Origin of the sequence: Vibrio sp. MED222, assembly GCF_000153005.1 — a bacterium.
Lineage (GTDB): Bacteria > Pseudomonadota > Gammaproteobacteria > Enterobacterales > Vibrionaceae > Vibrio > Vibrio tasmaniensis_A.
Map to the genome: position 1 here is coordinate 1119003 of NZ_CH902606.1, position 12666 is coordinate 1131668.

A 12666-nucleotide genomic window follows, 5' to 3' on the forward strand; every position below is an offset into this window, starting at 1 on the left:
GGATTTACGAAGATGTTAGCTCGCCGCTTGTTCCCAATCAGTCAGTAACTTCATGATCACGCGAGAGTCTTGATGCGTCGCCATCGGCGCAGCAAGTTGTGTGTCACCTTGCTCAACTGCTTGGCGGATATTACGCACTTGATAATGGAAGCCATCGCCTTGCGCTTCGACTTTCACTTCACGTTTCGACGTTTCATAGATCTCTACCGTAAACGTATTTTCTTCGGTCGGTAGCCATGGGTTGGTGTCGAGTGTGATACAGCCTTTGCTGCCTAGAATCGTAAAACCATGCTTTAAGCCGTGATCTTCAGCAGTATGGATTTGCGCGGTAAAACTGCCGTTGAAACGCATCATCGCCGACGATTCACAGATATTGCCATCTTGGCCACGTCGGCCGATTGCCGAGATCTGCACATCATCGAACACACTCTCGCCAAATTGCTGCTGCGCAACAGAGTGAATCAGCGACATTGGGTAGCAGCCAAGGTTGTATAGCGCGCCTTTGCTCGCAGGGTTAACGAACTGATCAATCGCCGAAACGTAGGAACCTTGAATTGAGCGCACTTCGCCAATCTCACCTGTCGCTAATTCTTGATGAAGCTTGGCGAACAATGGATGATTCAAGTACATCAAACCTTCTGCGAAGAACACGCTAGATGCTTTCACCGCTTGCAGAGCTTGCTCGGTTTTTTCCATATCAACCGACAGCGATTTTTCACACAGGATCGCTTTGCCTTTTTGAGCCGCTTTAATCACGTATTCGTGGTGAACGTGATTTGGTAGAGCGATGTAGATAATGTCGACTGACTCATCTTCAATCAGGGCTCCATAGCTGTTGAAGGTTAGTGTTGGTTGATATTGGGCTGCAAACTCGTTAAGTGTTTTTTCAGTACGACCAGCGACGGCATACAGCTCGCTTTGAGCATCGCCTTTAATCGCATCCGCCATTACACCTGAGATAAAGCTGGTTCCTAGGATTCCCCATTTCATGGCTTAGATCTCCTGCTCTTGTGTTTTGATAGGTCCACGTTGCGTTTCAAATGCTTGTACTAATTCCGTTATATCACGCTCAATAAACGCTTGCGTATGAGGCATCACAAAGTGCTGATTGATCGCCTCGCGGTTTGCGTATTGCTCAAGCAAGACAACGCGATCGCTTTGGTTTTGATCATAGCTTGCAATTGCTTGTAGGCAGCCCGGATCACTTTGCATGTCTCGGCAAAATTGCTCGATAGCTTCAATCGCAGCCTCACGATCAATGTTGGTTTTAATCTTAATTTCTGCAGTAACAAAGATGGTTTCATTCGTCTGAGGCATTTCACGCTCTTATTTTAGTTAATTATCGGTTTGCCATTAATATAATTAACCCCTAATAATTGATAAACTCACGTTTTGTTTATTGTTTATCAACCGAGAGTGTTTAATGGATAAGTTAACTAGCATGAAGGTCTTCGTTTACGTGGTCGAGCAAGGCAGCTTTCGTAGCGCCGCCAACCACTTCAACTTGTCGGCGACCATGATCAGTAAACATGTCCACCACCTTGAATCGAGCCTCAACTCTCAACTGATCCACCGCACCACGCGTAAGCAATCGTTAACCGATTCAGGTCAGCTTTATTATCGAGAATGTAAGCGAATTCTCGAAGACATCAGCAATGCAGAGAACCTGATTCAAACCTTGGAAAACCAGCCTCAAGGCACGGTAAAGATAAACTGCCCGGTCACCTACGGAAACAAGGTGCTTGCCCCGATTGTGGCTAAGTTCCTCGCGCATCACCCAACGATTAATGTCGAACTGGTGCTGAACAACGACCTTGTCGATCCTTATTCATCCGATATTGATTTGATTGTGCGAATCGGTGACCTGTCTGACTCCAGTTTAGTCGCCAGATACTTAGGGGATTATGAGATGTGTTACTGCGCGGCTCCTGAGTACCTTAACCAACATGCTGAGATTCGTGTGTTGGAAGACCTTGCACAACACCCATCGCTTGGATTCAGCTATAGCAGTCGTCGTGATATTATTGGACGTGATACTCACATCCGTCATATCCAAAATAGTGAACCTCAATCCCGAGATCCTCAGAGTCACCAAGCAACTCACACTGCGGGGAACAAAGGACAAGTACGTTTGATGTCGAACAATGGGGATGTATTGCGATATGCTGCCCTTCAAGGCGTAGGCGTGTTGTTACAGCCGACTATCTTAGTCGCAGAAGAAATTGAGCGTGGAATGCTATTGGAGATCTTGCCCGGCATGGCACCGTTACCTAAACCGATTCACTTGCTCTACAAAACCAAGCAACTGTCGTTGAAGAACCGAACCTTTGTCGAATTCTTGTTAGCCACTCTTTCTGAGTAACTAAGCGCTGACGAATTAGCAAAGAGGCTTCTAAGTAACGAAGAGTTTTTTTAACAACAAAACCGCTAGACTGTTTGCCAATGGCTCATCAAGCGCTTACCAAGATCAGAGGGTGTGGTGTTATGGACGATCATCTCATCACATTGGTTGAACACCATGAAGTGTTTTAGTTCATCGCATAAAGCATGAACCAAAGACTCATGGTTTTTAATTCGCTCTTCCACAACCAAGTTACGGATATTGAGCAAACCACTCTTCCTGTCGACCTTGCAATCCATTCGTGCCACCAGCTCACCTTGCCAGAGAATCGGTAAGCTAAAATAACCAAACTGACGCTTGGCTTCTGGAACATAACACTCAAGAAGGTAATCAAAATTGAACAGTGATTGCATTCGCTTACGTTGAATCAACAGATTATCGAACGGAGACAGTATCTTTAACTTAGTTCGAGATAGAGGCTGATTCAGCAGTTCAAACGCATTAGGCAACACATAATAATCAGCACCTTGAACATCCACCTTCACGACTTGTTTATCTTCAAGCATCTGCTGGAGTGTTGTCTGAATCAGAGGTTTTGTGTTCTTGAGTAGATAGCTCATTTCCGACGCTATTCCCACACCATTAGCTTCTAAATAACGCGTAATTAGATGCTCGATGTACTCTTGTTCCGTTGGTTCTGAGGTATCAATAGCACTCGGCAAAACTCGTTCGGTTAGGTCATACACCTTATGGAAGTTCACTCGGCTCGGCACCATTAAGTCACCTTGCATAAACAAAGTCTCTAGTGCCTGTTTGGCAGGTTTACCGCCCCATCCGCCGGGGTTTGGTCTATCCCCTTCAAAGTCTTTCGCCATTAATGGCCCTTCGCTCTCAATGCGTTTGAGAACATGCGCCATCAGTGCATCATCCTTTTTATACCAATGCTTAAGCTTACCGGTCGCAAACCCGTTCTTTCGATGCAGGCTGAAGCGGTAGTCGCGCATAGGCAGATAAGCAGCAGCGTACGACCAATACTCAAACACTTCTCGACGCTCTAGCAGCTTGTCGAGATGATCAAGCTTGTAGTCTTGATTACGATTCCACAGCGTATGGTGGTGAGCTCGCTGAATCACAGAGATGGTATCAATTTGAACATACCCAAGGTTTTCAATCGCAGACAGCGTGTTCGCCAAAGTGCCCCCATTGCGTTGCTTTTTAGGTGGTAACTTCTTAGGCGGCAGCTTTTGCGAAAGCAATACCAGTTTTTGCGCTTGAGCGAGTGACAGTGATTCCATGTAATTCAGACTCTAATTGATACCAATAATCGGCTTATGATTCAGCAATAAGTTCTTGAAGAATTTGCTTGTACGTTTCGACCGTCTGCGCACCAGTGACCGCACTCTTGCGGTTGAATACCACGGTAGGAACCGCTGAGATTCCCATGTGTTGCCATTCAAACTCTTGCGCTTCAATTTGCTTCAAGTTATCGATGTTCTTTAGGCGCTTCAGTGCCTTCGTTGAGTCTAAGCCAACTGCTTCAAGTTCTTGCGCGATAACCTCAAGATCAGCAAGATTTTTCTGCTCTGAAAAATGAGCAGTAAAGAAGCGTAGCTTTAACTCAGTCTGTTTGCCATGCGCCAACGCGAAATCGAGCAGCACATGCAGGTGACGTGAATTCACCATTCTCATGCTGTCATAGAAATTGAAATCGAACCCTACCGCTTTGCCACGCGCCGCAAGCTGTTCGCGTGAACTTTGACTCTCTTCTGCGCTAGAGCCGTATTTTCTCATGATGTGGTCACGCAGGTTTTCGCCTTCTTGCGGCATATCAGGGTTAAGCTCAAACGGCTGCCATTCAAGTTCAATTTGCTCTGCTAAGCCAAGTTCTGAAACTGCTTGCTCTAAGTTTTTGTAGCCGACCACGCACCATGGGCACATTACGTCAGAAATAATATCAAGTTGAAGTTTCTTGCTCATCGTCATTCCAAATGCTCATTGATAAGGCATGTCTGCAGTAAAAGCAGGCATCCAATTTATCTTCAGACTACAACAACCTGAACAATCGTTAAAATTTAACTAAATTCAACATTAACGAACAAAAAAGCCAACTTATGTTCACGAGTTGGCTTTGACAAAAATCGGGTCGAGCTTAAGAGCGTTACGCTAGCAACTTCTCAAGTACTTGGAACACACCCGCGTCAACGTTACTTGGCGCAGCAAAACGTGCGATCTCTTTTAACTTTGGATGTGCGTTTTCCATCGCGTAAGAGTGGTAGCTCTCTTTTAGCATTTCCAAATCATTGAGGTAGTCACCAAAGCTCATGGTCTGCTCGTAAGTGAAACCTAATGTGTTCTGTAGATGTTTAATCGCCGCACCTTTTGACGCTTCAGCGTTCATCACATCCAACCAAATTTTTGCACTGACAACCACTTGGTAGTTCTCACCGAATTTGGCATCAATAGTTGGGTTCACTTTCTCTTGTGAACCGTCGAAGTGACAGATAGCCACCTTGATGAAATCGTCTTCTACCGCCAGTAAGTCTTCTACTTGCTCTCGGCGATGGTAGTACTTAGAGATCTCCGCTAAAGCACGCTCATCTTTGGTTTCAATGTATGCAGACTTTTTACCACAAAGTACAACGTGTGCACCTTCAATCGCACGCGCTTCTTTGATGATGTCTTTGATGGCATCAGTATCAAGTAAGCAGCTGTAGAGCTCTTGCCCTTTGTGCATCACTAATGTGCCGTTTTCAGCAACGAACATCATGCGATCTTTTAGCGGAGCAAAGGTTTCCATCAAGCTGTAATACTGACGACCCGATGCCGCAGAAAAAATGATGTCTTGAGCTTCTAGTCGCTCATAAAGATTGAAGAATTCTGGGTCTAACTTTCCGTGTTCATTAAGAAGAGTGCCGTCCATATCAGCAGCGATAAATTTGATGTTCTGTTGTGGCATTTCAGGGCTTACCTATGAGTAAAGATTAAAGTGCAAATTATGATTTTTCGTTATCTTGTGTAACGGTTCTGCGTTCAATTATATCGCTAGAGTAGCCAGTGAATGCAATGCTTTTCGGTCGATTTCTCTGTTTAAATCTAAGATCTTGTTTATGCGCAATAAGAAGGTAAAAACAGATAAAAATCGAATATCAAGCTTAACTAAAACCATTGTTCTGAGATGCCAATTTAAGCCGACTTATAAATTTCGCATTGACCAATAAAAGAAATAGGCCTACCATTAATCGTCTTTTAACGATTATGGAAAGCGAAACATCAATATGAACGAAATTTGCCCTACAACTGGTGGCTGTGCTCTACCAATCGGACATGGTGATACCGAAGCTGAAACGCAAATGGCAGCTCTGGCCAAAGCGCTCGCTCACCCGGCAAGAGTTCGTATATTGAGTATCCTTTCAACGCTAGAAAAATCGGGCGGCTGTTTGAACAGTGACTTGGTTAGTGAATTAGGTTTGGCGCAATCGACAGTATCAGAGCACCTAAGAATCTTGAAAACCTCTGGTTTCATCACTGCTGAATCGATACCACCGAAGATGTGCTACCGCATTAATCGAGATAATATTCAGCAATTTGAGACGCTAATCGACACTATTTTGAAATAGATTTATCGCGCTTAGTTTGTCGAATACGGAATAAATTAAGCGTATTTTTTTGCTTCCCAATATCGCTTTTCGACGATTGACGATATCAACCAAAGAGAAAATATCATGAAGCCAAAATTAGGTTTTCTAGATCGCTACTTAACGCTGTGGATCTTTATTGCCATGGGTCTTGGTGTACTGCTTGGCATCCTATTCCCACAGATCGAGCAGTGGAACGAATCTATGTCGGTTGGTACCACCAACATTCCACTTGCGATTGGCCTTATCTTAATGATGTACCCGCCTCTGGCTAAGGTTAACTACAACCTATTAGGCACTGTGGTCAAAGATAAGAAAGCGATCAAACTATCTTTGATCATGAACTGGCTTGTTGGCCCAATTCTGATGTTTGTGTTGGCACTGACTTTCTTGGGTGACCACCCAGGTTACATGGTCGGCGTGATTCTGATTGGTCTAGCTCGTTGTGTGGCGATGGTGCTAGTTTGGAACGACATCGGCGGCGGTAACAAAGAATACGGCGCGGCATTGGTTGCTCTAAACAGTGCATTCCAAGTGGTGAGCTACAGCTTTATGGCGTGGTTGTTCATCAGCGTTCTTCCACCAGTATTTGGTTACGAAGGCATGATGGTTGATATCTCGATGATCGACATTGCACACAGTGTACTTATTTACCTAGGTATCCCATTCTTAGCGGGCTTCCTAAGCCGCAAGATCCTTGTGTCGATGAAAGGCGAGCAGTGGTACAACGAAGTGTTTATTCCACGTATCTCTCCAATCACACTGATTGCACTACTGGCTACTATCGTTCTGATGTTCAGCCTAAAAGGCGAGATGATTGTAGAACTGCCAATGGACGTATTGTTGATTGCGGTTCCACTGACTATCTACTTCACAGCAATGTTCTTCATCAGCTTCTTCATTGGTAAGAAGATGGGCATTGAATACGACAAGAACGCATCAATTGCATTCACAGCAACAGGCAACAACTTCGAGCTAGCGATTGCCGTTGCTATCTCAGTATTCGGTATCAACTCAGACCAAGCGTTTGCCGGTGTTATCGGTCCACTGATTGAAGTACCTGTGTTGATTTACCTAGTGAACGTGGCGCTTAAGATGAAAGACAAGTACTACAACGGTCAGACGGTGAAACCTAGCGTATAGCATCTACGTCTACACCTAGAACTAGAACTAGAACTAACAAAAAGCAGTATCACTTTGAACAGAAAGGCTCACACGTTAAACGGTGAGCCTTTTCTTTATTCAGTTTCGTCTAATAGGCCTTTCAATGCTTGTTCAAGCCAAAGTAATGCAGGACCTTTTGAGCGTGTTTTAGACAGAACAAGATCAACGGGCGGTGACCATGTTTTGTGATCGAATGAGACATTAATCTCCACTAAACGCTGCTTATTCAGCTCCTCTTCGACGAGGTGCCTAGGTAAGTATGCCCAGCCAATATCACTGCCAAGTACCATCTCTTTGATCACAATAAAGCTGTTTGACCACCATACCTTTCCGGCAATCAGCGGAAACTGATCCATCACCTTCCCCTTGTCTCCCCTCAACATTAACTGACGATACGGGAGTAAATCAGAGAGTTTCGCCACACCTTTTTTTGCGAGCGCATGACTTGGATGACACACAGCAATAAACGGTAAGTGACCGATAAAGCATGGCTCAGAACCGACATCAAAAGCCAAGTTGGTAAACATCAATCCAATGTCGGCTCTCTCTTCGATAATTAACGGATTGACCTCTGTTGTGGTACACGCAACCAGTTCAACTTCAGTAGCAGGGAATTGTTGACTGAACTGACTAAGGATCTTAGATAAGTTCGGAACCAGTAATGAATCATCTAATGCAATTTTGATGAGCCCCTCTTCGCCGCTACCCATCGCGTTAACCGTCACATTCAGATCTTCAACCTGAAGCACGATCGCTTTCACCTGTTTAAATAACTGCTCGCCCGCTTTGGTTAGTGAAGGCTTTCGAGTCGAACGATCAAAAAGCTCAACATTAAAATCTATTTCAAGATTACTGATGCCTTGGCTCACCGCCGACTGCACCTTACCCAAATGACGAGCACTGGCAGAAAATGACCCTAATTCAACGGCATACACAAACATTTTCAGCTGTTCAATGTTGTACATTTGGTTTCTCCCAAAACTTACTATCACTATATATGATGCTAACTATCTTTATATTATCACTTAACTAGATATTATCTAGCAAGTCATTAGCCCATCGGCGGCTATTTAATCGGAAAGAGAGTTAGAAAAATGTCACATAAAGAACGCATGTTGCACATGGTGCTATTTGAATTAGCAGCTTTGATTTTGATGGCAGGGCTTGCAACCTATATTACAGGAAACGGCGCAGGCGAAATGGCAGGCTTAGCGCTCGCAATATCATTGATAGCGATGGCTTGGAACTACGTTTATAACTATGGCTACGACAAAATTTACGGAGCAGACCGAAGCAAAAGAACCACGAAAACACGTATCCTGCACGGATTAGGTTTTGAGCTTGGCTTAATGACAGTGACTCTACCTGTCTTGATGTGGGTTCTACAACTCGACTTCCTAACCGTACTGATCATGGACATCGGCCTAGTTATTTTCTTCGTACTTTACGCGATTGCGTTCAATTGGGCGTATGACTCAATCCGAGCTCAATTGGTTTCGAAAGGAAAAGTTGCAGCTCTGGTTTAGAGCGGTAAGTTCGTCTCGTATAACAAGAACATACACCCAAATGAAAACTGCCAAACTACAACATAGTTGGCAGTTTATTCATTTATGCATATAAGCTCATTTGTTAACGCCCTTGTTACATAGCAAAAACATCACACAGCCCTCCCTAATTAAGTCTAATAATCCGCCACTCACGAAGTAGCGTCACAAATCCAAACATAAACTCCTCGTACCAGTTGCGCATTCATTTACATATAGGTAGTTTGAGCGGCTTCGCAACCTATCAATTCGAGCAATGACGTTCATGCGAGCATCTTTTTCGAGCAAAAGTGTTCGGATTAACATTTTAAGTGACTTTAATTAACAATTTTATGCTCAAACGCTCACTTTTGATGTTCGTTTATTTTCGAGTTCGCAAATATATGCACAATACACGTGCTAGATAAGCAAAACTAAAAAGGACTCGAACATGACAACAAACAAACACCCTTCTTTATTTGGGCAATGCTTGGCTGAATTTATCGGTACAGGATTACTCATATTCTTTGGCGTTGGCTGTGTGGCCGCTCTGGTATTAACTGGTGCGACATTCGGACAATGGGAAATCAGCATCATCTGGGGCTTCGGTGTTGCGATTGCAATTTACTGTACTGCCGGCGTTTCAGGCGCACACATCAACCCAGCCGTAACGATTGCACTGGCCATGTTCCATGGCTTTGATAAAGCGAAAGTGGTGCCTTACATCATTTCGCAACTGCTTGGCGCTTTCTGCTCTGCAGCATTGGTTTACAGCCTGTACAGCAACCTATTTACTGACTACGAAATCGCACATAACTTCGTTCGTAGCAGCCAAGACGCACTATCAACTGCTGGTATCTTCTCGACTTACCCACATGCTTCACTTTCTTTCTTCGGCGCTTTTGCTGTGGAATTCGTGATTACTGCAGTGTTGATGTTTGCCATTTTAGCGTTAGGTGATGAGAACAACGGCGCATCTCGCGGTGCAATGAACCCTCTACTGATCGGTATTCTTATCGCGGTTATCGGTGGTTCTTTAGGTCCACTGACGGGCTTTGCAATGAACCCTGCTCGTGACTTCGGACCAAAACTGTTCGCTTACTTTGCAGGTTGGGATTTCGCACTAAGCGGTGCTCGTGATATTCCTTACTTCATCGTTCCAATTCTTGCTCCAATTGCTGGTGCGTGTTTTGGTGGTTGGTTGTACCCACGTGTTATCGGTGCTTACCTACCAGTAGAAGGCCAAGGCTGCACAATTCCAAACCAATGTGAAACAGAAGAAGAAGCTGAACAAGCTCAAGCTTAATCCCTAAGCGACCTTACATTTACTAAAATATAAATAACGAAAGAAAAAGGATTCTTACCATGACCGAGCAAAAATACATTGTTGCCCTAGACCAAGGCACCACAAGTTCTCGCGCTGTAATCCTCGATCACGATGCAAACATCGTTAGTTCTTCTCAACGAGAATTCACTCAGATTTACCCGAAAGCGGGTTGGGTTGAGCATGATCCAATGGAAATCTGGGCGACTCAAAGCTCTACATTGGTTGAAGCTCTTGCTAAAGCAGGCATCCGCAGCGATGAGCTAGCGGGCATTGGTATCACGAACCAACGTGAAACCACCATTGTTTGGAACAAAGAAACTGGCAAACCGGTTTACAACGCAATCGTATGGCAGTGTCGTCGTACTGCAGACATCTGTGAAGACCTTAAAGCACGTGGCCTAGAAGACTACGTACGTGACAATACCGGCTTAGTCCTTGACCCGTATTTCTCAGGTACCAAAGTAAAATGGATTCTAGACAACGTTGAAGGCGCTCGTGAAGACGCTGAAGCAGGCAAACTGTTGTTCGGTACGGTTGATACTTGGTTAGTTTGGAAAATGACTCAAGGACGTGTACACGTTACGGATTACACTAACGCGTCACGTACTATGTTGTTCAACATCAATGACCTATGTTGGGACCAGAAGCTACTTGATGAGATGGGTATTCCGTCAATCATGATGCCTGAAGTAAAACGCTCTTCTGAGGTTTACGGTCAAACGAACCTTGGTGGTAAAGGCGGTACTCGTATCCCAATCGCGGGTATTGCAGGTGACCAACAAGCTGCACTTTACGGTCAAATGTGTGTAGAAGCAGGCCAAGCTAAGAACACTTACGGCACAGGTTGTTTCCTTCTAATGAACACAGGCCAAGAGAAAGTAACATCAAAGAACGGCCTACTAACAACGCTAGCATGTGGTCCTAAAGGTGAGCCTGCATACGCACTTGAAGGTGCAGTATTCATGGGCGGCGCATCAATCCAATGGCTACGTGATGAAATGAAGCTACTGGCTGGTGCAGAAGACTCTGAGTACTTCGCAACCAAAGTAGACTCTTCAAACGGCGTTTACGTGGTTCCTGCATTTACTGGCCTAGGCGCACCCTACTGGGATGCTTATGCTCGCGGTACGATTGTTGGCCTAACTCGTGGTGTTAACTCTAACCACATCATCCGTGCAACGCTGGAAGGTATTGCTTACCAAACTCGTGACGTGCTAGATGCGATGCAAGCTGACTCAGGCATCAAGCTAGCGAAACTACGTGTTGATGGCGGTGCAGTAGCGAATAACTTCCTAATGCAGTTCCAATCAGACGTGCTGGATACTGAAGTTCACCGCCCTGAAGTAACGGAAGTAACCGCTCTGGGTGCCGCTTACCTTGCTGGCCTAGCGGTTGGTTTCTGGGACAGCATTGATGAGCTTCAAGACAAAGCCGTTCTTGACCGCACCTTCATGCCACACCACGACGAAGAGAAGCGTAACCGCCGTTACAAAGGTTGGAAGCGTGCTATCAAGTGTGCACAGGTTTGGTCTGAACTGCACGATGACGACGAAGAGTAATCTAAGCGTGAGTTAACAGAGGAGTACGAATAATCCCTTATTAATCGATTAGATTGTTCGAACCTCAGCAAACGAAACTAAAAAGAGCACTATTTTGTGCTCTTTTTTGCGTTTCAGGCTCAAATTCCATGTTTTGACCAGCGTTTTTGCGGTTTAGACATGATTCCTTACCATCATTACTTCTCTCTTTTCATCAATTCGAGCACAATAGCGTGAGTTTATATTTTCGATTTTGACGCGCTAGAGCCCTTTGCGCGCAGGGAGTGGTAAGTTAAGTGAAGCAGATACCAAGACACCAGCAGATTGTAGATCTGGTAAAAACACAAGGATATGTGAGTACCGAAGAGCTCGTTGAAAAGTTCGATGTCAGCCCACAAACCATCAGACGAGACCTCAATGAACTAGCCGATGGCAATAAAATTCGTCGCTATCACGGTGGTGCAACCATTCCTTTAAGCTCAGAAAACACCTCTTATAACACGCGTAAAGCGCTTAACTTCAACGAAAAAGACGTGATCGCCGACGAGCTGGTTAAACATATCCCAGATGGCGCAACCTTGTTCGTTGATATCGGCACCACACCTGAATCGGTTGCTCGCGCACTCAACAAGAATCATAAGCAGCTACGAGTTGTGACCAACAACATTAACGTTGCAAGCATCCTTCTACCGAACCCAGAGATCAAGGTTATCTTGGCGGGCGGTGAAGTACGTAACCGCGATGGTGGCATCGTCGGTGAAGCGACACTCGATTTCGTAAAGCAGTTCCGCCTCGATTTCGGTATCTTGGGCATCAGTGGCATCGACTTTGACGGCTCGTTACTCGATTTTGACTACCACGAAGTTCGAGTGAAACAAGCCATCATCGAAAACAGTCGCAGCATCTTCTTAGCCGTCGACCACACTAAGTTTGGCCGTAACGCGATGGTTAAGCTCGGTAATATCTCTCAAGCCCACATGGTGTTTACTAATAAGCAGCCACCAGAAGAGATTCTCAACATCCTTAAAGATTCCGCAATACCATTAGAAGTGATCGATACCGCTCGTCCTATGAGCGAATAACTAAACATAAGAGCTCAGTGACGCCACTTTCTTAAATGATTCACGATTCTTTATAG

13 protein-coding genes are annotated in these 12666 nt (G+C 44.9%); 7 read left to right on the top strand and 6 right to left on the bottom strand.

Translation table 11 applies throughout. The features are described from left to right. Positions 1-15: 15 nt before the first annotated feature. Together MED222_RS16725 and MED222_RS16720 are read right to left on the bottom strand one after the other, a co-directional pair. Positions 16-990, bottom strand: coding sequence for a Gfo/Idh/MocA family protein (locus MED222_RS16725; RefSeq protein WP_009845908.1), 975 nt, complete (start codon positions 988-990; stop codon positions 16-18). Positions 991-993: 3 nt separating this feature from the next. Next, a complete protein-coding gene (locus MED222_RS16720; RefSeq protein WP_009845909.1) occupies positions 994-1317 on the bottom strand; it encodes a putative quinol monooxygenase in 324 nt (107 codons plus the stop codon). Between the two features lie 106 nt (positions 1318-1423). On the opposite strand from MED222_RS16720, the gene MED222_RS16715 reads away from it, so the two are divergent. Next, positions 1424-2362 (top strand): LysR substrate-binding domain-containing protein, encoded by a 939-nt coding sequence (locus MED222_RS16715; RefSeq protein ID WP_009845910.1) that lies wholly within the window; start codon positions 1424-1426, stop codon positions 2360-2362. A gap of 65 nt (positions 2363-2427) precedes the next feature. On the opposite strand, the gene MED222_RS16710 is transcribed toward MED222_RS16715, so the two are convergent. The 3 genes from MED222_RS16710 to MED222_RS16700 form a co-directional block, all read right to left on the bottom strand. Beyond that, positions 2428-3636, bottom strand: coding sequence for a winged helix-turn-helix domain-containing protein (locus tag MED222_RS16710; protein ID WP_009845911.1), 1209 nt, complete (start codon positions 3634-3636; stop codon positions 2428-2430). Between the two features lie 34 nt (positions 3637-3670). After that, positions 3671-4318, bottom strand: a complete 648-nt coding sequence (locus tag MED222_RS16705; protein WP_032555160.1) for a DsbA family oxidoreductase — start codon at positions 4316-4318, stop codon at positions 3671-3673. Between the two features lie 181 nt (positions 4319-4499). Then, positions 4500-5297: a Cof-type HAD-IIB family hydrolase gene (locus MED222_RS16700; protein ID WP_009845913.1), complete on the bottom strand. Its 798-nt coding sequence runs from the start codon at positions 5295-5297 to the stop codon at positions 4500-4502. Positions 5298-5616: 319 nt separating this feature from the next. Between MED222_RS16700 and MED222_RS16695 the strand changes: the two genes are divergently transcribed. Together MED222_RS16695 and arsB are read left to right on the top strand one after the other, a co-directional pair. After that, complete coding sequence (locus MED222_RS16695; protein WP_009845914.1) at positions 5617-5958, top strand: ArsR/SmtB family transcription factor; 342 nt, start codon at positions 5617-5619, stop codon at positions 5956-5958. 105 nt (positions 5959-6063) lie between these two features. After that, complete coding sequence (arsB, locus tag MED222_RS16690; RefSeq protein ID WP_009845915.1) at positions 6064-7119, top strand: ACR3 family arsenite efflux transporter; 1056 nt, start codon at positions 6064-6066, stop codon at positions 7117-7119. A gap of 95 nt (positions 7120-7214) precedes the next feature. Here the strand turns inward: arsB and MED222_RS16685 are convergent, their stop codons facing one another. Beyond that, positions 7215-8105, bottom strand: coding sequence for a LysR family transcriptional regulator (locus MED222_RS16685; RefSeq protein WP_009845916.1), 891 nt, complete (start codon positions 8103-8105; stop codon positions 7215-7217). 129 nt (positions 8106-8234) lie between these two features. Between MED222_RS16685 and MED222_RS16680 the strand changes: the two genes are divergently transcribed. The 4 genes from MED222_RS16680 (at position 8235) to MED222_RS16665 (ending at position 12610) form a co-directional block, all read left to right on the top strand. Next, entirely contained in the window at positions 8235-8666 is a 432-nt protein-coding gene (locus MED222_RS16680) for a PACE efflux transporter (protein ID WP_009845917.1), read from the top strand. 448 nt (positions 8667-9114) lie between these two features. Further along, a complete protein-coding gene (locus tag MED222_RS16675) occupies positions 9115-9969 on the top strand; it encodes an MIP/aquaporin family protein (RefSeq protein WP_004732234.1) in 855 nt (284 codons plus the stop codon). Between the two features lie 59 nt (positions 9970-10028). Next, positions 10029-11549, top strand: a complete 1521-nt coding sequence (glpK, locus tag MED222_RS16670) for a glycerol kinase GlpK (protein WP_009845918.1) — start codon at positions 10029-10031, stop codon at positions 11547-11549. A gap of 275 nt (positions 11550-11824) precedes the next feature. Next, positions 11825-12610, top strand: coding sequence for a DeoR/GlpR family transcriptional regulator (locus tag MED222_RS16665; protein ID WP_009845919.1), 786 nt, complete (start codon positions 11825-11827; stop codon positions 12608-12610). The last annotated feature ends 56 nt before the right edge of the window (positions 12611-12666 follow it).